The sequence below is a fragment of the Pseudomonas sp. M2(2023) genome, from assembly GCF_030263955.1.
GTDB classification, from domain to species: Bacteria; Pseudomonadota; Gammaproteobacteria; order Pseudomonadales; family Pseudomonadaceae; genus Aquipseudomonas; species Aquipseudomonas asiatica.
On record NZ_CP127114.1, the window covers coordinates 1,538,429 to 1,562,999 of the forward strand.

The window sequence follows — 24,571 nt, forward strand, 5'->3', positions numbered from 1 at the left end:
GTCAGTAACAGAACTCCAGCACGTTGGCCTGGCTTTTGTCGGTGGGCGCGGTGCGGTTCTGCTGCAGCCAGAACTGGCACTTGGGGCTGTTGAGGTTGCGCGGGCTGCCCTGGGCGGCCTCGGCGGCCTGTTGCAGCTCCTGCTTGTGCAGGATGTCCTTGTAGCGTTCGAACATTTCCGCCTGGGCATCCGCCGCAGGGGCTGGCGCTGGCGGCGCGGCAGGCCGGTACGCGGCGGGGGCCACGGTTTGGGCCAGTGGCTGTACCTGCTGTGGCCACAGTTGCAGGGCCAGCCACAGGCTGGCGGCGATCGCCACGGCGCCCAGCCACAGGCCAAAGGCAACGCACACGATCAACGGCAACGGCTTGAGGGTGATTTTCAATTCACGGTGGCGCGCCATGGCAGCCTCCTGGCAGGGTGTTCGGGGTGCATTGTCGCATGCGCCTGGGCATTTTTCCGCGCAGGTGCTTTTGTCAGCGACAATTTATACGCAGAATGCGCGGTTTTTCCGCTGGGCGAGGGCAGGGCACATGAAAGCCACTTGGGACATCTTCTGCAGCGTCGTCGACAACTACGGCGATATAGGCGTGACCTGGCGCCTGGCCCGGCAGCTGGTGGCCGAGCACGGCCTGGCTGTGCGCCTGTGGGTGGATGACCTCAATGCATTCACGCCCATGTGCCCCGGGGCCGATGCCACCGCCCCGCAGCAGTGGCAGCACGGTGTGGATGTGCGCCAATGGCCGGTAGCCTGGTTGCCGGTGGCGCCGGCTGATGTGGTAATCGGTGCCTTCGCCTGCCAATTGCCAGCAGCCTATGTGGAGGCAATGCGTGCTCGTGTCACGCCGCCGCTGTGGCTGAACCTCGAATACCTCAGTGCCGAGGACTGGGTGGAAGGTTGCCATGGCTTGCCTTCGCCGCAGCCCAATGGCTTGCGCAAGGTATTTTTCTTTCCGGGCTTCACCAAAAAAACCGGTGGCCTGCTGCGCGAGGGCTCGCTGCTGGCGCGGCGTGATGCGTTCCAGCAAGGCGCACGGCAGGCCTTCTTGCACGGGCTTGGCGTAAACCCTGAAGCGGGGGCGTTGCTGATTTCCCTGTTCGCCTACGAAAACCCGCAATTGGGCAACTGGCTTGAGGCCCTGGCCTCAGGCGAGCAACCTTGCCACCTGCTGGTGCCGGAAGGGCGCGTTGTCGCGGGGCTCGGCCAGTGGCTTGGCGAGGCTTCACTGCAAGTGGGCAGCGTGCGCAAGCGCGGGGCGCTGACCCTGCAGGTGCTACCTTTCGTCAGCCAGGACGACTACGACCGGTTGCTGTGGAGCTGTGATTTCAATGCCGTGCGCGGCGAAGACTCGTTCGTGCGCGCGCAGTGGGCCGGGCAGCCGATGCTGTGGCACATTTACGTGCAGGACGAGAATGCCCATTGGGAAAAGCTCGAAGCGTTTCTCGCGCATTATCGACAGGGGTTGTCAGGCGATGCCGATGCCGCCCTGCTTGGCCTGTGGCGTGCCTGGAACATGGACCGCGACATGGGCCAGGCCTGGCAGGCAGCCCGTCAGCACTGGCCGGAACTGCAGCAGCATGCCCGGCTTTGGGCGGCGCGACAGGCCGCTCAGCCGGACCTTGCCACAGCGCTAGTACACTTTTACCGAAATTCGCTATGATACGCGGCCTCGATTTTTATAAATCCATCCAGATTCGGATACTTCGTAATGAAAACTGGTAAAGAACTGAAACCCGGTACCGTCCTGCGGATCGACAACGACCCGTGGCTGGTTCAAAAAGCTGAGTTCACCAAGTCGGGCCGTAACAGCGCGATCATGAAGACCAAGCTGAAGAACCTGCTGACCGGCTACAAGACCGAAACCGTCTACGGTGCAGACGACAAGCTGGACGACGTGATCCTGGATCGCAAAGAAGCGACCCTGTCGTTCATCAACGGTGACGAATACACCTTCATGGACACCACCGACTACACCATGTACGAACTGAACGCCGAGGACATCGAAGCCGTTCTGCCGTACATCGAAGAAGGCATGGAAGACGTCTGCGAAGCCGTGTTCTTCGAAGGCCGCCTGGTATCGGTTGAACTGCCGACCACCATCAGCCGCCAGGTTGTCTACACCGAGAACGCTGCACGCGGCGACACCTCGGGCAAGGTCATGAAGCCTGCCAAGCTGAAGAACGGTACCGAGATCTCGGTTGCCGACTTCATCCAGATCGACGAGTGGATCGATATCGACACTCGCGACAACAGCTTCAAAGGCCGTTCCAAGAAGTAATCCTTCTTGTGAAACGCAAAAAACCCGGCCTAGGCCGGGTTTTTTGTGCCTGCGATTCCTGCAGATCTCGATGCGTGCTCTTGCTCTTGCTTTTGTGGGAGCGGCCTTGTGTCGCGAAAGGGCCGCAAAGCGGCCCCGGCAATATCAAGGTGTACCCGAGATTCCGGGGCCGCTTCGCGCCCCATCGCGACGCAAGGCCGCTCCCACAGCCTTACACGGTCACGTGCAGGCGCACATCCACATTGCCGCGGGTGGCGTTGGAGTACGGGCACACCTTGTGCGCCTTTTCCACCAGCCCTTCGGCATCGGCCTGGGCCAGGCCCGGCAGGTTGATGTGCAGGTCGATGTCCAGGCCGAAACCACCTGGAATCTGGCCAATGCCCACTTTCGCGGTGATCGAGGCGTCCGCCGGCAGGGCTTTTTTCTCCTGCCCGGCCACGAACTTCAGGGCACCGATGAAGCATGCCGAGTAACCGGCGGCGAACATCTGCTCGGGGTTGGTGCCGTCACCGCCTGCGCCGCCCAGTTCCTTGGGGGTGCTCAGGCTGACTACCAGCTTGCCGTCACTGGAGCGGGATTTGCCGTCGCGCCCACCGGTGGAGGTAGCTTCTGCGATGTACAGCGGAGTGACCTTTTGCATCTTGAGCCTCGCTAATGTGCTGTGCGCTCCCCGTCTGGAGGAGGGCGCGGGTTGGTGTGGGATTTAAATTAGCGCGCAATTAGTTAGTGCGCAAGATAAATCATCACCGTTCATCTGAACGGCCATCGCACAGCATAGCTGTCAGAGGGTTTTCTGCAGGTTCTCGCGCAGCGCCAGCAGGTCGGCCTGCAGTTGTTGCAGCTGTTCCAGGCTGCGCCCGCTGGCCTTGAGGATGCACTGCGGCACTTCTTTGGCCTGCTGCTGCAAGGCGCGGCCCTTGTCGGTCAGCTGCACCAGTACCACCCGTTCGTCCTCGCGGCTGCGGTTGCGCTGCAGCAGGCCTTCGCTCTCCAGACGCTTGAGCAGCGGTGTCAGCGAACCGGGGTCGGTGAGCAGGTGCTGGCTGATCTCGCCTACGGTCAGGCCATCGTGCTCCCAGAGCACGAGCATGGCCAGGTACTGCGGGTAAGTCAGGCCCAGGGCCTGCAGCAGCGGTTTGTAGACCTTGGTCATCAGCAACGAGGTGGAGTGCAGGGCGAAACAGACCTGGTTTTCCAGCAGCAGCTCGTCACAGGAGGCTTGGGTGTCGGCGTTCATGCAGGTCCTTGAAGGTAATCAATGGGAAAGTCTGGCACGCGGATCGTTAGTGCGCGCTTTATTCGCGCAGCTCACTGCGCAAGGCCAGGTCCCAGGGTGGAATCGGGCTGAAGCGGCTCTTGAGAAATTCGAGCAGCAAACGGCTGCGAGAGTTCGTTTCATGTTCCAGGCGAAGTGCGTAAATACCGCTGGTTTCCGCTTTGGGCAAGCCACCGTCGCAAAACAACGGTATCAACTCGCCGCGCAGCAGGTATTCGCTGATCAGCCAAGTAGGCAGGTGGGCTATGCCTAAGCCTGCGAGCGCACCGAACAGCAGGGTTTCGGCGTTGTTGGCGGCCATGCGCATGCGTGAGGGGCGGTACAGGCGGGTTTGCCCGGCCACGTTGAAACGCCAGGCGAATGGTGGCGCAAGGCCGTCCCAGTCCAGGCCGTCGTGCCCTGGCAGCTCGCTGGGGCAGCTGGGCATGCCGCGGCTGGCCAGGTAGGCCGGGCTGGCGCAGGCGATGCGCACCATGTAGGCCAATGGCGTGGCGACCAGCCGGGTGTCGGCCAGGGGGCCGGCGCGCAGCACCAGGTCGACCTCGCCCAGGTGGCTGCCATGCAGGTCGACGAAGCTGTCGATCAGGCGCAGTTGCACATCCAGGCCCGGGTAGGCGACCAGGAAATCGGCGATGGCCGGGGCCAGGTGACGGCGGCCGAATGCGGCGGGGGCGTCGATGCGGATCAGGCCTTCGGGGGCATTGCTCAGCGACACCGCTTCAGCGCGGGCCAGGCGCAGTTCCTCGATGATGCGCCTGGCCCGTTCGGCAAAGGCGTTGCCGGCAGGCGTGGCGCGCACGGCGTGGGTGCTGCGGGTGAACAGGCGGCTGCCCACGGCGCTTTCCAGGTTGTCGATGCGGCGGGCCACGGCGGAAGGCGTCAGCGGGTGGCGGCGGGCGGCGGCAGAAAAACTGCCGGTTTCCAGCACATCGAGGAACAGGCTTAGCTGGTCGGTCAGGGTATCGGGGCTCATGGCTGCCTTGCTTTTGCGAAAAACGCATAGCCATTGTGCGCTGCTGTGCGTTTCCCCACCAGCCCGCAATCGATAGCATGCTCGCATTATGTGTACAGGTGGATGAGGCCCCTGATGATCGAGTGGTTGTTGTATATCGTGTTGGGCGCAGCCCTGGGGACCATGGGTGGCCTGTTCGGCATTGGCGGCGGGCTGATCGCGATTCCGGCGCTGGGCGTGCTGTTCGGCCTGGACCAGCAGTTGGCGCAGGGCACTGCGCTGGTGATGGTAGTGCCCAATGTGCTGCTGGCGCTGTGGCGTTATCACCAGCGTAATCGCATCGAGTTGCGCCATGCGGTACCGCTGTCGCTGTGCAGCTTCGGGTTCGCCTGGCTGGGGTCGATCTGGGCGGTCGGGCTGGATGCGCATTCCATGCGCCTGGGCTTCGTCGGCTTCCTGGTGGCCCTGGCGGTGTGGAACGTTGCGCGGATGTTCATGAAGGTAACGCCGCCCAGCGCCGAGTTGCGCTATGCCTGGCCTTGGCTGGGTGTACTGGGCAGCTTTGCCGGGACCATGGGCGGCTTGTTCGGGGTGGGTGGGGCCGTGGTAGCCACGCCGATTCTGACCAGTGTGTTCGGTACCACCCAGGTGGTGGCGCAGGGGCTGTCGCTGGCGCTGGCGGCGCCGAGTACCTTGGTAACCCTGGTGACCTATGGGGTGCACCACAGTGTTGACTGGGGGGTGGGGGTTCCATTGGCGGTGGGCGGCCTGCTGAGTATCAGCTGGGGTGTGAAATTGGCCCATGCGTTGCCGGAGAAGGTGTTGCGGGCGATGTTTTGTGTGTTTTTGGTGGGGTGTGCGGTGATGCTCGGGTTCGAGCTTTGATTCTTGAACATTTGGGGCCGCAAAGCGGCCCCAAGTTACTTGAACCCTTCGACAATGTAGTCGGCCATGCAATCGGTAATCGGCGAAGGGTTCTGGGTACTGCGCACCAGCATCACATTGGCCACCGGTAACTGCGGCAACCCTTCGTTTTCGCCCAGAATGCGGATATTCCCGCCAATCAGGCTCTGTAACTGTGCGGTCACCGCCAACCCAGCGGTGACGATGGCAAAGATCGCTGCCAGGCTCGGGCTGGTATAGGCGATGCGGTAGTCGATGCCCTGGGCCTCCAGGGCATTGCAGGTCCAGGCCCGGCAGAAGCAGTCGGTGTTGAACAAGGCTACCGGCATGGGGCGTTGCTCCTGCGGGCAGAAGCCTTCCGCGGCGGCCCAGACCAGGCGTTCCTGGCGCAGCAGCTGGCCAATCTCGTTACCCGGCTCACGGGTGACGATGGTCAGGTCCAGGTCCTGGCGCAGCATCAGTTGTTTGGAGGAGTCGCAATGCACCTCCACCTGCACCAGCGGGTAAGCCTGGGCAAAGCTCGACAGGATGGTCGGCAAAAAGCGCATGGCATAGTCGTCCGGCGTGCCGATGCGTACTACCCCGACCATGTGCGGCATGCGCAGGGTGTTGAACACTTCCCCATGCAACTTGAGGATGCGCCGCGCATAGCCGAGCAGCATCTGGCCCTCGGCGGTCAAGCGCACTTGGCGGCCATCGCGCTCGAACAGCTGGCGCTGGAGGATGTCCTCTTCCAGGCGTTTCATCTGCATGCTCACCGCCGACTGGGTGCGGTTGACTACCTCGCCGGCGCGGGTGAAGCCACCCTGCTCGGCGATGGCCACGAACGTGCGCAGTACGTCCGCGTCGAGGCTCTGGTACTGGGACATTGCATCAATCTCCGAGATGCATGGCATCAGAAACATTCGTTGGATTGATCTTATGCCTGGCAGGAGACTGGAGCCATCAACACGGAGGGCTTCACGATGAAAGGTCATGTCAGCAGCATCCAGCAACCTGCCTTTTCCCTGAACCACCTGTGGCATGCCGCCCTGCAGCGCCCTGCGCGATGGCTGCAGCTATACCGCCAGCGCCAGGAACTGGCCAGCCTGAGTGATGCGACCCTGCACGACCTGGGGTTGAGCCGGGCGGATATCCAGCAGGAGGCCGAGCGGCATTTCTGGGATGATCCGCTGCGGAAATAGGCTAAGTTTGTCGGTGGAACCACTGGCCTCTTCGCGGGTGAACCCGCTCCCACAGGAACTCCACATTGCCCGAGACCAGTGGGATCCCTGTGGGAGCGGGTTCACCCGCGAAAGGGCCGGAACAGACACTACAAGGAGTTCAGGCTTGCCCCTCAAGCTGTCCATCAACCAGGCCCGCCGCCTGGCCCTTTCTGCCCAAGGTTTCGGCAAACAGCCGGAAACGGCGCCGACCCTGCCGGCACTCAAACGCATGCTGCAACGCCTGGGCGTGTTGCAGATCGATTCGGTCAACGCCCTGGTCCGCTCCCACTACCTGCCGCTGTTCTCCCGCCTGGGCAGCTACTCGCCTGCCGTCCTCGACCAGCTCGCCTGGGGCCGTGGCCGCCAACGCCTGTTGTTCGAGTACTGGGGGCACGAAGCCTCGCTGCTGCCGCTGAGCCTGTACCCACTGCTGCGCTGGCGCATGGCCCAGGCCGCCGATGGTCGTGGCATCTATCGCCAGCTCGCGCAGTTTGGCCGTGAACGCCAGGACGTTATCACTCGGGTACTGGCAGCGGTCCGCGAACAGGGCGCCCTTGGCGCGGGCAGCCTGTCCACCCGCGAGGAGCGGGCTGGCCCTTGGTGGGACTGGAGCGAGGAAAAGCACGCGCTGGAATGGCTGTTCGCCGCAGGGGAGGTGACGGTCGCTGGCCGGCGCGGCTTCGAGCGGCTCTACGATGTACCGGAAAAGGTCCTGCCAAGGTCGATCCTCGACCAGCCACTGCCCAGCGAGACCGAGGCGCATCAGGGCTTGATGCTGCACGCCGCCACCGCCCTGGGCGTAGCCACCGAGCGCGACCTGCGCGACTACTTCCGCCTGGACCCGGGGCAGGGCAAAGCGGCACTGGCCGAACTGGTGGCTGATGGCCGCCTGCAAGCGGTCGAGGTGCAGGGTTGGAAGCAGCTTGCCTACTGCGCCGGCGCGCCGCGCATCCCCCGGCGCATCGAGGCCAGCGCCCTGTTGTCGCCGTTCGATTCACTGGTCTGGGAACGCAGCCGTACCGAGCGCTTGTTCGACTTCCGCTACCGCCTGGAAATCTACACCCCGGCGCACAAGCGGGTGTACGGCTACTACGTGCTGCCGTTCCTGTACCGCGAACGCATCGGCGCGCGCGTGGACCTGCGCGCCGAGCGCGCCCAGGGGCAACTGGCAGTGCACGCCGTGCATGTCGAGGCAGCCGGCCTGGACGAAGAGGGTTACCAGGCCTTGGCCGGCAACCTGCTGTGCCTGGCCAGCTGGCTGGGGCTGGAGAAGGTGCAACTGAACTGCCCGCGTACCGAGGGCAGCCAGTTGCGCCAGGCGTTGCTCAGCGCCGCACCTGCTTGAGGGTTTCGGCAATCAGGAACGCCAACTCCAGCGACTGGTCGGCATTCATCCGCGGGTCGCAGTGGGTGTGGTAACGGTCGGACAGCGCATCCTCGGTGATCGGCCGGGCGCCGCCGATGCATTCGGTGACGTTCTGCCCGGTCATCTCGATGTGAATGCCGCCGGCGTGGCTACCCTCTGCCTGGTGCACCTGGAAGAACTGCTTCACCTCATCCAGGATCTGCGCAAAATCGCGGGTCTTGTAGCCGCTGCTGGCCTTGATGGTATTGCCATGCATCGGGTCGGAGCTCCACAGCACCTTGCGCCCTTCGCGTTCGACCGTGCGGATCAGCCCCGGCAGGTGGTCGCCGACCTTGCCGGCACCCATGCGCACGATCAGGTTCAGGCGCCCTGGGTCGTTGGCCGGGTTCAGCGTGTCGATCAGGCGGATCAGTTCTTCGGGGTTCATGCTGGGGCCAACCTTGACCCCGATCGGGTTGTGCACGCCGCGCAGGAACTCCACATGGGCACCGTCCAGCTGGCGGGTGCGGTCGCCGATCCACAGCATGTGCGCCGAGCAGTCGTAGTAGTCGCCGGTCAGGCTGTCCTGGCGCACGAAGGCTTCTTCATAGTTCAGCAGCAGTGCTTCGTGGGCGGTGAAGAAGCTGGTTTCGCGCAGCTGCGGCGCGCTGTCCAGGCCGCAGGCGCGCATGAATGCCAGGGTTTCGTCGATGCGGTTGGCCAGCTGGTGGTACTTGTCGGCCAGCGCCGAATTGGCGATGAAGTCCAGGTTCCACTTGTGCACCTGGTGCAGGTCGGCGAACCCGCCTTGGGCGAAGGCGCGCAGCAGGTTGAGGCTGGCGGTGGCCTGGTGGTAGGCCTGCAGCAGGCGTTCCGGGTCGGGGATGCGGCTTTTCGCGTCGAAGCCGATGCCGTTGACGATGTCGCCACGGTAGGCGGGCAGGGTGATGTCGCCGATGGTTTCATCGCCCGATGAGCGCGGCTTGGCGAATTGCCCGGCCATGCGCCCGACCTTGACCACCGGGCAGCCGGCGGCGAAGGTCATGACAATGGCCATCTGCAGCAGCACTTTGAAGGTGTCGCGGATTTTCGCCGCCGAGAACTCGGCGAAGCTCTCGGCGCAGTCGCCACCCTGCAGCAGGAAGGCGCGGCCTTCGGTGACCTCGGCGAACTGCCGGCGCAGCTCGCGCGCCTCGCCCGCGAACACCAGCGGCGGGTAGCTGGCCAGGGTCTGTTCGACCTTCAGCAGGTGCGCGGCATCGGGGTAGGTCGGTTGCTGCTGGATCGGCAGGGCGCGCCAGCTGTCGGGGCTCCACGGTTGGTTCATCTCGGGCTCGGTCTTGTCGGTTGTAGGCTATGGGCCATGGTAACAGTTGGCGCTGCGCTTGTTGCATCGAGGGTGTTGGCGGACAATGCGCGTTTTTGTGCGGGTAGGTGGTGAGCATGGCGGCGGAACGGGAAGAGCGGCTACTGGCACGGGTGCAGGACGCCTTTGGCGTCATCAGCGTGTATGAAGTCGACGACTACCGCTTTCTGGAATTCGGCGATGCGATCGAGCAGAGCTGCGTGTTCACGGCCGACCCCAGCTGGCTTGAGTACGACTATACCCGCGCCATGCTGGTGGGGGCGCTGTGCCACGAGCAGCCGGAGAGCGCGCTGTTTCTCGGCCTGGGTGCCGGCACGCTGACCCAGGCCTGCATGAAGTTCCTGCCGCTGGACGACATTGAGGCCATCGAACTGCGCCCGGACGTACCGCGCCTGGCCATGGAGTACCTGGGCCTGGACGACGACCCGCGGCTGTATGTACGCATCGGCGATGCGCTGGAGCTGTTGCCCACGGCGGAGAAGGCCGACCTGCTGTTCGTCGACTTGTACACCGACCATGGGCCGGGGGTGGGCCACCTGGCGTGGAACTTCCTGGAGAACTGCCAGCAGCAACTGAACCCGGGTGGTTGGCTGGTGATCAACCAGTGGGCCACCGACGACGGCAAGCCGCTGGGCGCGGCGTTGCTGCGCGGGTTGTACCACCGGCATTACTGGGAGCTGCCGGTGAAGGAGGGCAATGTGATCCTGCTGGTGCCGGCGGACCTGAAGCAGACGCTGGACCTGGATGGGCTGAAAGCCCGGGCCCAGGCGCTGGCGCCGCGCCTGGGGTACAGCCTTGAGGGGCTGATCCGCGAGATTCGGCCGGCTACCTGATGAATCTGTGGCGAGGCTGCCGGCGATGAGGCCGGTACAGGCCATAAAGAATTATCGATTCAGCTCCAGGTGATTGATGGCCCGACACTGGCCAGGCACCCTGAAAATATTCCTCACGTCTGCGCACGATTTCGGGTATAGTACGCGCCGGTCTTTTAGCGGACCGCAAAATCAGGTGGTGCAAACCCTCCGAGTCCAGCTTCGGCTGCACGTCCGCTAGGCGGACTTTCCCACGTTTTCTTTTTCAATCGTTTTCGCAAATCCCCGCCGCCAAAGCTGCCTGGGTGACCTGTCGGTCTTTCATGGCTTGTGCAGCTTTGGAGCATGGGTCTTTGCGGATGCACCTAGAGGCAGACCCATGACCCAGGAAACCGGCGGCTTCGCCGCTCTCGATCTCAATCCGAATATTGTTGCTGCCGTTCTGGCGACCGGCTACGAAGAGCCGTCCGCCATTCAGCAACAATCGATCCCGATCATCCTCGCCGGTCACGACATGATCGGCCAGGCGCAGACTGGCACCGGCAAGACCGCTGCCTTCGCCCTGCCGATCCTCAACAAGATCGATGTGAGCAAGCGCGAACCGCAAGCCCTGATCCTGGCGCCAACCCGTGAGTTGGCGCTGCAAGTTGCTACCGCTTTCGAAACCTACGCCAAGCAGATGCCGGGCGTGAACGTGGTCGCCGTCTACGGTGGTGCCCCGATGGGCCCACAGTTGCGTGCGATCCGCAACGGCGCGCAAATCGTCGTGGCCACCCCTGGCCGTCTGTGCGACCACCTGCGTCGTGACGAAAAAGTCCTGTCGACCGTGCAGTACCTGGTACTGGACGAAGCCGACGAGATGCTCAAGCTGGGCTTCATGGACGACCTCGAAGTGATCTTCGATGCCATCCCGGCCAGCCGCCAGACCGTGCTGTTCTCCGCCACCCTGCCGTCGTCGATCCGCTCGATCGCCGAACGCCACCTGCGCGAGCCCAAGCACGTCAAGATCCAGAGCAAGACCCAGACCGTTACCGCGATCGAGCAGGCCCACCTGATGGTCCACGCCGACCAGAAGATCCCGGCTGTGCTGCGTCTGCTGGAAGTGGAAGAGTTCGACGCGCTGATCGCCTTCGTGCGTACCAAGCAAGCCACCCTGGACCTGGCCTCCGCGCTGGAAGCCAAGGGTTACAAGGCTGCCGCGCTGAACGGCGACATCGCCCAGAACCAGCGTGAGCGCGTGATCGACTCGCTCAAGGATGGCCGCCTGGACATCGTTGTCGCTACCGACGTCGCTGCCCGTGGCCTGGACGTACCGCGCATCACTCACGTGTTCAACGTCGACATGCCGTACGACCCGGAGTCCTACGTACACCGTATCGGCCGTACCGGCCGTGCTGGTCGCGATGGCCGTGCACTGCTGCTGGTCACCCCGCGTGAGCGCCGCATGCTGCAGGTGATCGAGCGCGTAACCGGGCAGAAAGTTGCCGAAGCCCGCCTGCCGAATGCCCAGGCCGTGCTGGACGCCCGCATCAAGAAGCTGACCTCGAGCCTGGCGCCGCTGGTTGCCGAAGCGGAAGCCACCCACGGCGAACTGTTCGACCGCCTGACCGCCGACCTGGGTTGCAGCGCGCGTGCCCTGGCTGCTGCCCTGCTGCGCAAGGCCACCAATGGCCAGGCGCTGGACCTGGCCGCGGTAGAGCGTGAGCAGCCGCTGGTGCCGAGCTTCGCCCCGCGTGGTGAGCGTACCGAGCGTGGTGAGCGTGGCGAGCGCTCGGAGCGTGGTGACCGCGAGCGCCGTGCGCCGATGCCGCTGGCCGAAGGCCGTGTGCGTTGCCGTACTGCCCTGGGTGCCCGTGACGGCATCGCTGCCAAGAACCTGCTGGGCGCGATCCTCAACGAGGGTGGTCTGGCTCGTGACGCCATCGGCCGCATCCAGGTGCGCGACAGCTTCAGCCTGGTCGAGCTGCCGGAAGATGGCCTGGAGAAGCTGCTGTCCAAGCTCAAGGACACCCGCGTGGCTGGCAAGCAGCTGAAGCTGCGTCGCTACCGCGAGGATTGATCCTGGCGCAATGAAAAAATCCCCGGCTTTGGCTGGGGATTTTTTTTGCCTGTGCCGGCCTCTTCGCGGGCTTGCCCGCTCCCACAGGTGCATCACAGCTCTCAAGGCCTGTGGAGGACCTGTGGGAGCGGGCAAGCCCGCGAAGAGGCCCTTCAGTCGAACCGATAAATGTCCATCCCCAACGCCCCCAGGGTAAACCCCTGGTGCACCACCCCGAACTTGCCGCCAGCCCCCTGTGCAAAGAACAGCGGCAGGAAATGCTCATCACTGGGATGGTTACGCACCGCAAACGGCGCCTGCTGCCGATAACCCAGCAACGCTTCCTGGTCATTCGCCCGCAGCTTTTCCACCACCCAATCCCTGAACGCCAGTGCCCAAGGCTCGATCACATCCGGCCCGGCATGCCAGTCCAGTTCGCCCAGGTTGTGGGTAATGCTGCCCGAACCGATCAACAGCACGCCCTGATCGCGCAAACCCGCCAGCGCCTGGCCTACCTTGACCTGCAGCGCCGGCCCCATGTGGCTGGGCAGTGAAACCTGCACCACCGGAACACCCGCATCCGGGTACATCAGCGACAGCGGCACCCAGGCACCATGGTCGAACGGCCGCTGCGCGTCCAGCCGGGCTGGCAGCCCGGCAGCCTGCAGCAGTTCACTGACCTGGCCGGCCAGGGTGGGGTCACCCGGCGCCGGGTACTGAACCGCATACAGCGCCGGTGGGAAGCCGTAGAAGTCATGCCAGGTCTCTGGTTGTGCGCTGCCGGTAACCAGCAGTTCGCGGCTTTCCCAGTGCGCCGACACCACCACGATCGCTTTCGGCCGGGGCAGGGCATTGGCAAGCCCTGCCAGCGCAGGCCCGCTGGCGCCGGGTTGCAGGGCAAGCATGAGAGAACCATGGGAAATGAACAGGCTGGGCAGCATGGCGGGGTCCTGACGGTTAAGATGCAATCATCTTCGATCAACTACAGATCGAAATCCAAACCAACTTTTACCGACAAACCATCTAAAAATCAGGAGTGATCATGGAGCCAGCGTTCTGGCAGCAGAGGTGGGCCGACAACCAGATCGGCTTTCACCAGGCGCAGGTGAACCCCTATCTGCAGAGGTACTGGCCAACGCTTGGCCTGGCGCCGGGCAGCCGCGTGCTGGTGCCGTTGTGCGGCAAGAGCCTGGACCTGGCCTGGCTGGCCGGGCAGGGGTATCGCGTGTTGGGCGTAGAGTTGTCGCGGCAAGCGGTGGAGGCATTCTTCCGTGAGCATGGGCTTGAAGCCGAGGTGCAACAGCGCGGGGTTTTCGAAGTTTGGCGCAGTGGTGACGTTGAGCTCTGGTGTGGGGATTTCTTTGCGTTGAAGGTCGAGGATATTGGCGATTGCGCGGGGCTGTATGACCGGGCGGCGTTGATTGCCTTGCCGCCGCAGATGCGTGTGGCTTACATGCAGCTGTTGTCGGGCTTGCTGCCGGCGGGTTGCCAGGGGTTGGTGGTGACTCTGGATTATGACCAGGCTTTGCTGGACGGACCGCCGTTTTCGGTCGGGGATGAAGAGCTGCGGCAGGGGTTTACCGGGTGGCAGGTGGATGAGCTGGAGGCTGTGGAGGTGATTGAAGAAAGCCCGAAGTTTTCGCAGGCCGGGGTATCGAGTTTGTTGGAGCGGGTGTACCGGGTTAGCCGATGACAGGTGTGTAGCCTGCACCGGCCCTTTCGCGGGTGAACCCGCTCCCACAGGTACTGCACAATCCTCAAGGTGTGTGGTGAACTTGTGGGAGCGGGTTTACCCGCGAAGAGGCCGGCACAGGTGTACAAAAAAAGGCGACCGCAGTCGCCCTTTTGTTTTACCGATTGGATCAACCGCGACGGCGCAGGGCCTCGATACGGTCTTCCAGCGGCGGGTGGCTCATCAGCAGCCCGGCCAGGCCGTGCTTCAGGCCACCATTGATGCCGAAGGCCTTCATGGTGTCGGGCATGTGCACCGGCAGGCCTTGCTCCACGCGCAGGCGCTGCAGGGCGCCGATCATTGCTGCGGTACCGGCCAGCTGTGCACCGGCTTCGTCGGCGCGGTATTCGCGGCGGCGCGAGAACCACATCACGATCATGCTGGCCAGAATGCCCAGGATCAGCTCGGCAACGATGGTCGCTACGTAGTAGGCAATGCCCTGGCCTTCTTCGTTCTTGAAGATCACCTTGTCGACGAAGTTGCCGATGATGCGCGCGAAGAACATCACGAAGGTGTTCACCACGCCTTGCACCAGCGCCAAGGTGACCATGTCGCCGTTGGCCACGTGGCCGATCTCGTGGGCCAGCACTGCGCGCACTTCATCGGGCGAGAAACGCTCCAGCAGGCCCTGGGACACGGCGACCAGCGCGTCGTTGCGGTTCCAGCCGGTGGCGAAGGCGTTGGCCTCGTACGCCGGGAAGATACCCACCTCGGGCATCTTGATGCCCGCTTCACGGGACAGCTCTTCCACCGTTTGCAGCAGCCACTGTTCGTGGCGGGTGCGCGGCTGGCTGATGATCTGGGTACCGGTGGTCATCTTCGCCATCCACTTGGAGATGAACAGCGAGACGAGGGAGCCGGCAAAGCCGAACACGGCGCAGAACACCAGCAGGCTGCTGAGGTTCAGGTCGACCCCGTTGGCGGCCATGAACCCGTTGAAACCGAACAGGCTCAGGGTAATGCTTGCAACCAGCACCACCGCGAGGTTGGTGGCTACAAACAACAGAATGCGCATCATGGTTGTTACGTTCTCCTGACGGATGAGTTGTCGCTTACTGCGGGGTATATAAGGGGCCGGCCGTGCCGATTCAATCGGGCGACTATTTCAAACTGTGTACGGCGGAGTATGGCAGAGGATGGCGCGGGGGCTGTGGGATAGAGCGTTGCAGGATGTAAGAAACATCCTGTGGGGTTTTGGGGGCTGCTTTGCAGCCCATCGCGACACAAGGCCGCTCCTACAACTGATCGCGTAACCCTGTAGGAGCGGCCTTGTGTCGCGAAAGGGGCGCAAAGCGCCCCCAGGGCCTTCACTTACTGCGAATAACCCTTCAGGAAATTCCCGATCCGGCCAATCGCCGCCTCCAGGTCATCCACCCGCGGCAAAGTGACCACGCGGAAGTGGTCCGGCCACGGCCAGTTGAACGCCGTACCTTGAACGATCAGCAGCTTTTCCGACAGCAGCAGGTCGAGCACGAACTTCTCGTCGTTGTGGATCGGGCAAACCTTCGGGTCGATCTTCGGGAATGCATACAGCGCACCCATCGGCTTCACGCAGCTAACGCCCGGGATGTCGTTCAGCAACTCGTAGGTGCGGTTGCGCTGCTCCAGCAGGCGGCCGGGTGGCAGCACCAGGTCGTTGATGCTCTGGTAGCCGCCCAGCGCGGTCTGGATGGCATGCTGGGCCGGCACGTTGGCGCACAGGCGCATGTTGGCCAGCATGTCGATGCCTTCGATGTAGCTTTGTGCGTGGTGCTTGGGCCCGGAGATGATCAGCCAGCCGGAACGGAAGCCCGCCACCCGGTACGACTTGGACAGGCCGTTGAAGGTCAGGCACAGCAGGTCGGGGGCCAGCGAGGCGGTGCTGATGTGCACGGCTTCGTCGTACAGGATCTTGTCGTAGATCTCGTCGGAGAACACCACAAGGTTGTGCTGGCGAGCCAGCTCCAGCATGCCCAGCAGCAGCTCTTTGGAGTACACCGCGCCGGTCGGGTTGTTCGGGTTGATGATCACCAGGGCCTTGGTGTTCGGGGTGATCTTGGCCTTGATGTCCTCAAGGTCTGGGAACCAGTCGGCCTGCTCGTCGCACAGGTAGTGCACCGGCTTGCCGCCGGCCAGGCTCACGGCAGCGGTCCACAGCGGGTAGTCGGGGGCAGGGATCAGCACTTCATCGCCGTTGTTGAGCAGCGCCTGCATCGACATCACGATCAGCTCGGACACACCATTACCCAGGTAGATGTCCTCGATGCCGACGCCTTCGATCTGCTTCTGCTGGCAGTACTGCATCACCGCCTTGCGCGCGCTGAACAGGCCTTTGGAGTCGCTGTAGCCCTGCGCGGTGGGCAGGTTGCGGATCACATCCTGGAGGATTTCGTCAGGCGCCTCGAAGCCAAACGGCGCCGGGTTGCCGATGTTCAGCTTGAGGATGCGGTGGCCTTCCTCTTCCAGGCGCTTGGCGTGCTTGAGCACTGGGCCGCGAATGTCGTAGCAGACATTGGCGAGCTTGTTCGATTTGCTGAACTGCATGATGGGATCCCGATTGAGAAAACGCGCTACGCCCCGCCGAAAGGTTTGAAAGGGCAGGAAGCGGGTGCCAGACTGAACGCCTGGCACACGAAGCCAACTAATATACGTGCCACCCGCGCCCCGGAAAAGACGGTGCGCAGTGAAATTCAGCCTGCCGAGGTCCCTACATGCAAAAGATCGAGAAAACCCTGGAGCAATGGCGGTCGATGCTCGACCCCGAGCAGTACCAGGTGTGCCGCCTCAAGGGCACCGAGCGGCCGTTCAGCGGCAAGTACAATAGCGAGCGCCGCGACGGCATCTACCACTGCATCTGCTGCGGCCTGCCGCTGTTCGATGCGCAGACCAAGTTCGATTCCGGCTGCGGCTGGCCGAGCTTCTACGCACCCATCGAGGAAGCCGCGATGATCGAGATTCGCGACACCTCCCACGGCATGATCCGCACCGAAGTTACCTGTGCCCGCTGCGATGCGCACCTGGGCCACGTATTCCCCGATGGTCCGCCACCGACCGGCCTGCGCTACTGCATCAACTCGGTGTGCATCGACCTGCGCCCGCGCGACTGACCGGAGCCCGACCATGGCTGGATCGATACTGGACATCCCCTGCGTGACCCTGGGCGGCGAGCACAAGAAGCTCGGCGACTTCCCCGGCAAGGCGCTGCTGGTGGTCAATACCGCCAGCCAGTGCGGCTTTACCCCGCAGTACAAGGGCCTGGAGCAACTGTGGCAGGCTTATCGCGCGCGTGGCCTGGTGGTGCTGGGCTTCCCCTGCAACCAGTTCGGCAAGCAGGAGCCGGGCGATGCACGGGAAATTGCCCAGTTCTGCGAGCGCAATTTCGGTGTGAGCTTCCCGCTGTTCCGCAAGGTCGAGGTCAACGGCCCCGGCAGCCACCCGCTGTTCGTCGAACTCAAGCAGCGCGCCCCGGGCATTCTGGGCAGCCAGAAGATCAAGTGGAACTTCACCAAGTTCCTGGTCTACCCGGCCTCTGGCCAGGTAACGCGCTACGCCCCCACCACCAAGCCGCAGGCCCTGGAAGCGGACATCGAGCGCCTGCTCAGCCGTTGACCGGCACCCAGTGGTCGACCAGCGCCAGCAACTCTTCACGGCGGAACGGCTTGGCCAGGTAGTCGTTCATGCCGGCTGCCCGGCAGCGCTCGCGCTCTTCGGGCATGGCGTTGGCGGTGAGGGCGACGATTGGCAGGTCGGGCCAGCGACCGCTTTGGCGGATACGCCGGCTGGCCTCGTAGCCGTCCATCACCGGCATGTTGCAATCCATCAGGACCAGGTCGAATTCGTCCTGTTCCAGTAGCTCCAGGGCCTCGGCGCCTTGGGTGGCCAGCTGTACCTGGCAGCCGAGCTTGGCCAGCATGCCCTTGGCCACCAGCTGGTTTACCGGGTTGTCCTCCACCAGCAAGATGCGCGCGCGGCCTTGGTCCAGTGTGATGGCCGGGGTAGCCAGCGGGTGTTCGGGCTCATGGCCCTGCAAGGTGCGGCGCAAGGTCTGGTACAGGGCGTTGCGCGCCAGCGGCCGGGCCAGTTGGTGCAGGGGGGCGAGGGCGACCGACTGTTCGCTGGGCAGGAAGTTGCCGTAGGCGGTCACCAGCAAGATCGGTGTTTTCAATGCCGGGCGCAGTTCGAACAGGTGGTCCAGGCTGTCGGTGATGAGCAGGTCGATGGCCGTCGCGTCGAGCCCCGCGCAGCTGTCATGGTGCTGGTAGGCAAGGCCCCAGGCAGGCAGCAGGTCCTGCAATAGTTCATCGAGCCCGCTGCCGGCCGTGCTCAGCGCCGCCACGCGCCCGTGCAACGGTGCTGGCGCAATGGCCTCGGTGTGCACGGCCAGTGGCAGTTCGGCGGTGAAGCGGCTGCCGAAGCCAGGGTCGGACTTGATGTGCAGGTGGCCCTGCATGGCCTTGCACAGGTTGCGTGTCAGCGCCAGGCCCAGGCCGGTGCCGCCGTACTGGCGGGTGATGCCGGCGCCGGCCTGGGTGAATGGCTGGAAGATCCGTGCCTGGGCTTCTTCGGGGATGCCGATGCCGGTGTCGCGCACTTCCAGGCGCACACCGCCGACGATGGTCGACAGGCGCACATCCACGCGGCCGAAGCGGGTGAACTTGAGGGCGTTGGACAGCAGGTTGCTGACGATCTGCCGTACCCGCGTGGGGTCGCCAAGCACGCTGCTGGGGAAGTCGCGGGCGATCAGGCAGGTCAGCTCCACGCTTTGCGCGGTGTTCTGCGACAGCAGGTTGGCAGTGTCCTCGACCATCGAGCCCATGTCGAACGGAATGCGCTCCAGCTCCAGCTGGCCGGCATCGAACTTGGACAGGTCGAGAATATCGTTGAGCAACTCCACCAGCACCTTGCCCGAGTCATGGGCTATCGCCAGCTGCTGGCGTTGCTCGCTGGGCAGCGGGCTGTCCAGGGCAAGGGCGATCATGCCGAGCATGCCGTTGAGCGGGGTACGGATTTCGTGGCTCATGTTGGCGAGGAAGGCGGCGCGCGCCTGGGCCATGTCCAGCGCCCGGCGGCGGGCTTCTTCCAACTCCTGGTTGGACAGGCTCAGGCTGCTGTTGCTGGCCTTCAGCTCGTTGGTGCGTGCCGAGACGATATCTTCCAGCTCGTTGAGGTACTGGGTCAGGCGGTTTTCTGCGGTGCGCCGCTGATCGATCTCGGTGGCCATGCTGACGAACTGCTGGTTGGCGACCCTTACCAGTACGCCGATTTCGTCATGTTCATGTCCGGGTGGGCATTGCAGGCGGGTTTGCGTGGGTTTGCGCGGGTCGCTGCCGCTGAGCGCACCAATTACCGTCACCAGCGGCTTGGTCAGCATCATGTAGAACAGCGCCAGGAGGATGCCGGTCAGCACCAGGCTACGGGCGAAGCCGTTGAGCAGGGTGATCCCGGCACGGTCGAGAAAGCGGCTGCCGAAGGCGTAGGTGTCCACCTCCAGGTAGAGGGTGCCGAGGTTTTCCTCGGGCATGTGGGTCAGATACAGGCGTTCCTTGAACTGGCGCTGATCGCCGAACAGGAAGTCGCTGAGTGGCCGGTAGCGGTCCTCCAGGCGCGGTCGTTCGACGTCGGCCAGTACCGTTTCGTTGTTGTCGATCAGCCGCGCACGGATGATGGCCGGCGACTCCAGCAGGCCGCGAGTCAGCTCCAGCGCCAGTTCCGAGTCGATGTTGTAGGCGATGCGCGAGGCCGGGTTGTGGCTGATTTGCAGCAAGGCGCGCACTTCACGGTTGATGGACGCGTCTTCGCTGGCATAATCGATGCCGATCTGGATGAGACTGAGCAATGTTCCCAGGATGAAGCCGACCAGGACTGTCAACCGGGCTTGCTTGTATGACAGGCGATTGGTGAACTTGATATCCATGTGTCCCGAGCCGGTTTCACGTCCCTTGCGCTGCGCAAGCATAGCCGAATAGCCCCGGCTGCTGGTGGGTCTGTCACACATTCAGCCTTGATTGCTCTACTGGCTGTGCCGGCCTATTCGCGGCTAAAGCCGCTCCCACAGGTACATCACAGGTCTCAAGGGCGGTGATAAACCTGTGGGAGCGGCTTTAGCCGCGAAGAGGCCGGCACAGCAGCCCCGAATCTGAACTTGCAGGAGCCCTGATGGACGCTCGCTTGATTGCTTTCCTGGACCGCGCCGAATCGGTACTGGCCCGCCTCGAACCCCTGTTGCCGGCCCAGCGCCCGAACATCGACTGGGCCACTACCCTGGCCGCGCGCTGGCAGCGTGATGGCCGCAGCGGCTACCTGCTGCCACTGGAAGTCAGCCTGGACATTCGCCTCAGCGACCTGATCGGCGTCGACCAGCAGCGTGACCAATTGGGCCGCAACACCCATCAGTTCATCAACGGCATGCCTGCCAACCATGCACTGCTGTGGGGCTCGCGCGGCACCGGCAAGTCGTCGCTGGTACGTGCCCTGCTGGCCGAGCACGCGGGTGCCGGCCTGCGCCTGATCGAAATCGAACGCGACCACCTGGCCGACCTGCCACGGGTGGTCGAGCAGCTGCAGAAGCTGCCGCAGCGCTTCATCCTGTTCTGCGACGACCTGTCGTTCGAAGCCGGGGAGGGCGACTACCGGGTGCTCAAGAGCGTGCTCGACGGCTCGCTCGAGCAGGCTCCGGACAACGTGCTGCTGTACGCCACCTCCAACCGCCGCCACCTGGTGCCGGAAAAGGAGAGCGACAACGAGAACTGGAAGCGCGTGGACGGCGAGCTGCACCCCAGTGAAGCGGTGGAAGACAAGATTGCCCTGTCCGACCGTTTTGGCCTGTGGCTGTCGTTCTACCCCTTCACCCAGGAACACTTCCTGAACGTGGTCGAGCACTGGATCGGCCAGCTCGCGCAAACTGCCGGCCTGGCCTGGCAGCGCAGCGAAGAACTCGACATCCTCGCCGTGCGCTGGGCCACCGGCCGCGGTAACCGTAATGGCCGTTGTGCCTATCAGTTCGCCCGCTACTGGGTCGGGCTGCAATTGCTGGAGCAAAAGTAAATGATCGACCTCAATGCCAGTGGCGCCGGCCTCGACGGTTACAACCTGCTGGCGGCGCAAGTGCAGGCGCTGTTTGCCGACGAGCGTGACTTCATCGCCAATGCCGCGCAGTTTTCGGCATTCCTCTATAACCAGGTGGACGACCTCAACTGGGCGGGGTTCTACCTCAACCGCAACGAAGAACTGGTGCTGGGCCCGTTCCAGGGCCAGGTGGCGTGCGTGCGCATCCCGTTCAGCAAGGGCGTGTGCGGGGCGGCAGCGGCCACCCGGCAGACTCAGCGGGTAGAGGACGTGCATGCGTTCCCAGGGCATATTGCCTGTGACAGTGCGTCCAACAGCGAGCTGGTAATCCCGCTGGTGAAGGAGGGCAGGTTGATTGGTGTGCTGGACCTGGACAGCCCGAAGCTTGGGCGCTTCAGTGAGGCGGATCAGGTGGGGCTGGAGCGGTTGGCGGCGATTTTTCTGGAGCTGACCGACTGCTGATGGTCGCTGCCTGTACCGGCCTCTTCGCGGCTAAAGCCGCTCCTACAAGGATCGCACCAAGCCTGAGGGCGATGCGGTCCCTGTAGGAGCGGCTTTAGCCGCGAAGAGGCCGGTACAGGTTAAAGCATCAGTCGTACATCACCTTCTTCTTCCAGGTCTCTTCCTCATCGGTCTTGAGCCCCTGGGTCAGTTCATTCTGCTCGTCCTCCGCCGGGGCCAGGCGGTCCAGCACCTGGGCGTTGGCCCGAGCCAGCAGCTTCTCCAGGTACGTCAGCTGCTCTTCATACACCTTCGGTTCCGGCTGCTTGCGCAGGTACTGCACGCCGCGCTCGAAGGCCAGGCGCGCCTGGCCTGGCTGGTTCTGCTGCAGGGCCTGCTGGCCGAGGTTGTTGAAGAACTCGATATGCAGCAGCACCAGGATATGGCGGATTTCCTTGATCCATTGCTTGGCCTCGGGCGTGGGCAGGAAGCCCTCCTGGGCGGCTCGGGTCACCTGGTTGTGCAACGCCTCCAGCAGGAAACGCACATCCTTGGCCTTGATCTCGGTCTGGATCGGGTTGGGCGGGTTGTTCACCGGGATCTGCGTACCCTGGGCAATCAGGTTTTCCAGTTCGGCGATGCGCGCCTTGATCTCGGCATTGTGCTTGTCCATCGCCAATTGACGCTGGTTGAGGTTGAGCTCCAGGCGGGTCAGCAGCAACTTCAGCGCCGGGGTCATGAACTGGCCGGGGAAGGTCTCGGTGATTTCGCCACAGCGGCGCAGGCGGTCGGCCAGCTCGATCTTCATCCGGGCGCGCTCGAGCTTGCCGTTCTCGACCACATTGTTTAGGTAGCCGATCACGATCAGCAGCGCGATACCCGCCACGATGAGCAGGGTGATCAGAAGTGGTGTCACCGTTAATGCCTCATTGAAGAAGAATTACAGCTTTGAGTGTAGTGAGTTCGGTGTGGGACGAACAGCTGCTAAATCCCTGTGCCGGCCCTTTCGCGGCTAAAGCCGCTCCCACAGGTACGGCACTGCCTTCAAGCTGCGCACGGTCCCTGTGGGAGCGGCTTTAGCCGCGAAAGGGCCGGCACAGGATTGCTTCTCTCTATATCGGCAACCCATCCCGCATCTGCACCCCAACACACCCGGAAGTCATTGATTTAAATAAATTTCTACAAAGGGGTTGACGCCTGTCCGAACCATCCATAGAATGCGCGCCACTTGCAGCGTAAAGCACACAGCGAAACGCGGCAGGGAGTGAAAGCAGGCAGTAATGCCAGCAGCGTGTCCCCTTCGTCTAGTGGCCTAGGACACCGCCCTTTCACGGCGGTAACAGGGGTTCGAGTCCCCTAGGGGACGCCAAATTGCGGGAATAGCTCAGTTGGTAGAGCACGACCTTGCCAAGGTCGGGGTCGCGAGTTCGAGTCTCGTTTCCCGCTCCAGTTTCTCCGGCAACGCTTAACTGCGGGGCAGGAAAAGAAAATCCAGGCTGAATCGTGAGGTTCAAACCTGGTGCACTGAAAAGTGTCGTGTGTCCCCTTCGTCTAGTGGCCTAGGACACCGCCCTTTCACGGCGGTAACAGGGGTTCGAGTCCCCTAGGGGACGCCATTTGCGGGAATAGCTCAGTTGGTAGAGCACGACCTTGCCAAGGTCGGGGTCGCGAGTTCGAGTCTCGTTTCCCGCTCCAGTTTAAATACTGTGGCGTCTATGCGGTGCAGTGGTGGTGAAGGTCTTCAAGGCGCTTCACGCCGATAGTGGTAAAGCTTCAAAATGCGGGAATAGCTCAGTTGGTAGAGCACGACCTTGCCAAGGTCGGGGTCGCGAGTTCGAGTCTCGTTTCCCGCTCCAAACATGTAACCAGACGCCCCGACTTGTTCGGGGCGTTTGCTTTTGTACTGAAAAAAGCTCTCCAGCCTCTCATGGCTTCATTTTCCTGGCTCCCAGGACACGGATTGCCCGCTTGGGCTGTACGTGGTGGGCGCACCCTATAACGAGAAATGCTCCCCATCTTTCGATGCGGAGCATTTTTGCGTTTTTGCTTTTCCCAAACCAACAACCTGGCAAGCAAGTTGCCAGGCCGGGTGCAAATCAGCGATAAGTGACGGTGAAATTGAGTGCTCCATTGGCCTCGCCCGGGGTTACGGTGGGCGCGGTCTGGTAATAGCGGGCCTGGAAATTCAGGGTGAGGTCGCCGGGGCTCAGCGGCATCACGGCAACTTCTTCTTCCAGCCGAAAGGGCCACCGTGCCGCAAGGTGGTCGGGACATCGATGTCATGGTCAATCTCGAGCGGGTTGGCCCAGTCGGCCCTGATCCAGATCCGGAGTGGCCGGAGCCGGTGAACCCGCGGCTGCCGCTTCCTGCTGTTTACGGCAAGAAATCCGACACCGAGAACACTTTGCTTCCTGATGATGAGTTCGAGGCTGCACGGTTACTTCTGAAAATTGATGCTTCATTGCAGGAGAACGACGTACTCACGTTCTACTGGGACGACACCCATCTCGACACATTGGACTATTCATTGGCAACAGACGATATCGGTGAAGATATGGAATTCGAGGTGCCATGGGCGGCCATAGCAGCGAGGGGCAACGATATCGTTCCAGTCCACTACAAGGTCAGGCGACCGGGCAACCCGAACGTTGTATGGTCCGATACCGTCGATGTAGACGTGACTGCCATCGGCATCCATCCGGAACAACCAAAGTTCCTGGGCGGCAATACCAGTGAACCTGTCGGCTGGCTGACCTGCGATGCGCTTTACGATGACGGTGATCCAGATAACCCGCTTGACCCTGCGATCCGTGTCCAGGTACCGGATCTGGCGCAGTATGGGCTCAAAGTGGGTGACAAGGTGACGCTGAAATGGACTGCCGTTCAAGGATTAGAAGGCGAAACACCAGTAGCTGGTGTGGATTTGGACGAAACAATCGACCTCACAGCGACCAACATCAATGGTTTCGTCTGGCGTGTACAGCCTTATGCAAAACATATTCTGCCCATCTTCAATCCTCCTATCCATGATGGGCGAGGAAGGGTCCACTACGAGTTTGAGTTGGCAGGGCGTACCTATGAATCGGACATCGAAGAGGAGGTTGTTGCCATGCACGACGCTGAGGGCTCCTGCCCATTGAGATCCAGACCCTGAGGATGTGAGGAAAGGCCGTCCATTCGG

The 24,571-nt window shown here is 62.9% G+C and carries 25 protein-coding genes and 5 tRNA genes; 18 read left to right on the forward strand and 12 right to left on the reverse strand.

The window, feature by feature from the left end; translation table 11 throughout:
- Nucleotide 1: 1 nt before the first annotated feature.
- Nucleotides 2-400 (reverse strand): hypothetical protein, encoded by a 399-nt coding sequence (locus QN085_RS07125; protein WP_038409118.1) that lies wholly within the window; start codon nt 398-400, stop codon nt 2-4.
- A 130-nt stretch (nt 401-530) separates the two neighbouring features.
- On the opposite strand from QN085_RS07125, the gene earP reads away from it, so the two are divergent.
- Both earP and efp read left to right on the forward strand, forming a co-directional pair.
- Nucleotides 531-1,658, forward strand: a complete 1,128-nt coding sequence (gene earP / locus QN085_RS07130) for an elongation factor P maturation arginine rhamnosyltransferase EarP (protein WP_285690181.1) — start codon at nt 531-533, stop codon at nt 1,656-1,658.
- 48 nt (nt 1,659-1,706) lie between these two features.
- Nucleotides 1,707-2,276 carry an elongation factor P gene (gene efp, locus QN085_RS07135; protein WP_013971530.1) on the forward strand — a complete coding sequence of 190 codons (570 nt, stop codon included), beginning with the start codon at nt 1,707-1,709 and terminating at the stop codon, nt 2,274-2,276.
- Between the two features lie 211 nt (nt 2,277-2,487).
- Here efp and QN085_RS07140 read toward each other — a convergent pair whose 3' ends face one another.
- From QN085_RS07140 to QN085_RS07150, 3 genes are all read right to left on the reverse strand, one after another.
- Nucleotides 2,488-2,916 carry an organic hydroperoxide resistance protein gene (locus tag QN085_RS07140; protein WP_013971531.1) on the reverse strand — a complete coding sequence of 143 codons (429 nt, stop codon included), beginning with the start codon at nt 2,914-2,916 and terminating at the stop codon, nt 2,488-2,490.
- Between the two features lie 141 nt (nt 2,917-3,057).
- Nucleotides 3,058-3,513, reverse strand: a complete 456-nt coding sequence (locus QN085_RS07145) for a MarR family winged helix-turn-helix transcriptional regulator (RefSeq protein ID WP_013971532.1) — start codon at nt 3,511-3,513, stop codon at nt 3,058-3,060.
- A gap of 58 nt (nt 3,514-3,571) precedes the next feature.
- Nucleotides 3,572-4,525, reverse strand: a complete 954-nt coding sequence (locus tag QN085_RS07150; protein WP_013971533.1) for a LysR family transcriptional regulator — start codon at nt 4,523-4,525, stop codon at nt 3,572-3,574.
- A 114-nt stretch (nt 4,526-4,639) separates the two neighbouring features.
- Between QN085_RS07150 and QN085_RS07155 the strand changes: the two genes are divergently transcribed.
- Nucleotides 4,640-5,389, forward strand: a complete 750-nt coding sequence (locus tag QN085_RS07155; protein WP_285690187.1) for a sulfite exporter TauE/SafE family protein — start codon at nt 4,640-4,642, stop codon at nt 5,387-5,389.
- Nucleotides 5,390-5,424: 35 nt separating this feature from the next.
- On the opposite strand, the gene QN085_RS07160 is transcribed toward QN085_RS07155, so the two are convergent.
- On the reverse strand, nt 5,425-6,276 hold the full coding sequence (locus tag QN085_RS07160) for a LysR substrate-binding domain-containing protein (RefSeq protein ID WP_285690189.1): 852 nt from the start codon (nt 6,274-6,276) through the stop codon (nt 5,425-5,427).
- 96 nt (nt 6,277-6,372) lie between these two features.
- On the opposite strand from QN085_RS07160, the gene QN085_RS07165 reads away from it, so the two are divergent.
- Together QN085_RS07165 and QN085_RS07170 are read left to right on the forward strand one after the other, a co-directional pair.
- Nucleotides 6,373-6,591, forward strand: coding sequence for a DUF1127 domain-containing protein (locus tag QN085_RS07165; protein WP_013971536.1), 219 nt, complete (start codon nt 6,373-6,375; stop codon nt 6,589-6,591).
- A 145-nt stretch (nt 6,592-6,736) separates the two neighbouring features.
- Nucleotides 6,737-7,957: a winged helix-turn-helix domain-containing protein gene (locus tag QN085_RS07170; RefSeq protein WP_285690192.1), complete on the forward strand. Its 1,221-nt coding sequence runs from the start codon at nt 6,737-6,739 to the stop codon at nt 7,955-7,957.
- Here the strand turns inward: QN085_RS07170 and QN085_RS07175 are convergent.
- Complete coding sequence (locus tag QN085_RS07175; RefSeq protein ID WP_003247094.1) at nt 7,938-9,284, reverse strand: class II 3-deoxy-7-phosphoheptulonate synthase; 1,347 nt, start codon at nt 9,282-9,284, stop codon at nt 7,938-7,940. The two genes, QN085_RS07170 and QN085_RS07175, sit on opposite strands and share 20 nt — an antisense overlap.
- A 116-nt stretch (nt 9,285-9,400) precedes the next feature.
- On the opposite strand from QN085_RS07175, the gene QN085_RS07180 reads away from it, so the two are divergent.
- Together QN085_RS07180 and QN085_RS07185 are read left to right on the forward strand one after the other, a co-directional pair.
- Entirely contained in the window at nt 9,401-10,156 is a 756-nt protein-coding gene (locus QN085_RS07180) for a spermidine synthase (RefSeq protein WP_285690195.1), read from the forward strand.
- A 358-nt stretch (nt 10,157-10,514) separates the two neighbouring features.
- A complete protein-coding gene (locus QN085_RS07185) occupies nt 10,515-12,194 on the forward strand; it encodes a DEAD/DEAH box helicase (protein ID WP_013971539.1) in 1,680 nt (559 codons plus the stop codon).
- Between the two features lie 152 nt (nt 12,195-12,346).
- Here QN085_RS07185 and QN085_RS07190 read toward each other — a convergent pair whose 3' ends face one another.
- Nucleotides 12,347-13,114 carry a DODA-type extradiol aromatic ring-opening family dioxygenase gene (locus QN085_RS07190; RefSeq protein ID WP_285690197.1) on the reverse strand — a complete coding sequence of 256 codons (768 nt, stop codon included), beginning with the start codon at nt 13,112-13,114 and terminating at the stop codon, nt 12,347-12,349.
- Nucleotides 13,115-13,215: 101 nt separating this feature from the next.
- Here QN085_RS07190 and QN085_RS07195 point away from each other — a divergent pair, with 101 nt between their 5' ends.
- Complete coding sequence (locus QN085_RS07195) at nt 13,216-13,866, forward strand: thiopurine S-methyltransferase (protein WP_024086512.1); 651 nt, start codon at nt 13,216-13,218, stop codon at nt 13,864-13,866.
- A gap of 169 nt (nt 13,867-14,035) precedes the next feature.
- On the opposite strand, the gene htpX is transcribed toward QN085_RS07195, so the two are convergent.
- Both htpX and QN085_RS07205 read right to left on the reverse strand, forming a co-directional pair.
- Nucleotides 14,036-14,923: a protease HtpX gene (gene htpX / locus QN085_RS07200; RefSeq protein WP_003259721.1), complete on the reverse strand. Its 888-nt coding sequence runs from the start codon at nt 14,921-14,923 to the stop codon at nt 14,036-14,038.
- A gap of 293 nt (nt 14,924-15,216) precedes the next feature.
- Nucleotides 15,217-16,428, reverse strand: a complete 1,212-nt coding sequence (locus QN085_RS07205) for a pyridoxal phosphate-dependent aminotransferase (protein ID WP_013971543.1) — start codon at nt 16,426-16,428, stop codon at nt 15,217-15,219.
- 167 nt (nt 16,429-16,595) lie between these two features.
- Here QN085_RS07205 and msrB point away from each other — a divergent pair, with 167 nt between their 5' ends.
- Both msrB and QN085_RS07215 read left to right on the forward strand, forming a co-directional pair.
- The gene (msrB, locus tag QN085_RS07210; protein WP_038409123.1) at nt 16,596-16,991 is read left to right on the forward strand and encodes a peptide-methionine (R)-S-oxide reductase MsrB; all 396 of its coding nucleotides are present in this window, start codon (nt 16,596-16,598) and stop codon (nt 16,989-16,991) included.
- A 13-nt stretch (nt 16,992-17,004) separates the two neighbouring features.
- The gene (locus tag QN085_RS07215) at nt 17,005-17,493 is read left to right on the forward strand and encodes a glutathione peroxidase (RefSeq protein ID WP_285690202.1); all 489 of its coding nucleotides are present in this window, start codon (nt 17,005-17,007) and stop codon (nt 17,491-17,493) included.
- On the opposite strand, the gene QN085_RS07220 is transcribed toward QN085_RS07215, so the two are convergent.
- Complete coding sequence (locus tag QN085_RS07220; protein WP_024086513.1) at nt 17,483-19,840, reverse strand: hybrid sensor histidine kinase/response regulator; 2,358 nt, start codon at nt 19,838-19,840, stop codon at nt 17,483-17,485. The two genes, QN085_RS07215 and QN085_RS07220, sit on opposite strands and share 11 nt — an antisense overlap.
- A gap of 200 nt (nt 19,841-20,040) precedes the next feature.
- Here QN085_RS07220 and QN085_RS07225 point away from each other — a divergent pair, with 200 nt between their 5' ends.
- Together QN085_RS07225 and msrC are read left to right on the forward strand one after the other, a co-directional pair.
- A complete protein-coding gene (locus QN085_RS07225; protein WP_013971547.1) occupies nt 20,041-20,928 on the forward strand; it encodes an ATP-binding protein in 888 nt (295 codons plus the stop codon).
- Nucleotides 20,929-21,411 (forward strand): free L-methionine (R)-S-oxide reductase MsrC, encoded by a 483-nt coding sequence (msrC, locus tag QN085_RS07230; RefSeq protein ID WP_003260813.1) that lies wholly within the window; start codon nt 20,929-20,931, stop codon nt 21,409-21,411.
- Nucleotides 21,412-21,538: 127 nt separating this feature from the next.
- Here the strand turns inward: msrC and QN085_RS07235 are convergent, their stop codons facing one another.
- Nucleotides 21,539-22,306, reverse strand: coding sequence for a hypothetical protein (locus QN085_RS07235; RefSeq protein ID WP_013971548.1), 768 nt, complete (start codon nt 22,304-22,306; stop codon nt 21,539-21,541).
- A gap of 377 nt (nt 22,307-22,683) precedes the next feature.
- On the opposite strand from QN085_RS07235, the gene QN085_RS07240 reads away from it, so the two are divergent.
- The 5 genes from QN085_RS07240 (at nt 22,684) to QN085_RS07260 (ending at nt 23,246) form a co-directional block, all read left to right on the forward strand.
- Nucleotides 22,684-22,759, forward strand: a tRNA-Glu gene (locus QN085_RS07240).
- 4 nt (nt 22,760-22,763) lie between these two features.
- Nucleotides 22,764-22,839, forward strand: a tRNA-Gly gene (locus QN085_RS07245).
- Between the two features lie 91 nt (nt 22,840-22,930).
- A tRNA-Glu gene (locus tag QN085_RS07250) sits at nt 22,931-23,006 on the forward strand.
- 3 nt (nt 23,007-23,009) lie between these two features.
- A tRNA-Gly gene (locus QN085_RS07255) sits at nt 23,010-23,085 on the forward strand.
- Between the two features lie 85 nt (nt 23,086-23,170).
- Nucleotides 23,171-23,246, forward strand: a tRNA-Gly gene (locus tag QN085_RS07260).
- A gap of 240 nt (nt 23,247-23,486) precedes the next feature.
- Here the strand turns inward: QN085_RS07260 and QN085_RS25940 are convergent.
- Complete coding sequence (locus QN085_RS25940; protein ID WP_410953376.1) at nt 23,487-23,606, reverse strand: fimbrial protein; 120 nt, start codon at nt 23,604-23,606, stop codon at nt 23,487-23,489.
- A 65-nt stretch (nt 23,607-23,671) separates the two neighbouring features.
- Between QN085_RS25940 and QN085_RS07265 the strand changes: the two genes are divergently transcribed.
- The gene (locus QN085_RS07265; protein WP_285690207.1) at nt 23,672-24,544 is read left to right on the forward strand and encodes a hypothetical protein; all 873 of its coding nucleotides are present in this window, start codon (nt 23,672-23,674) and stop codon (nt 24,542-24,544) included.
- The last annotated feature ends 27 nt before the right edge of the window (nt 24,545-24,571 follow it).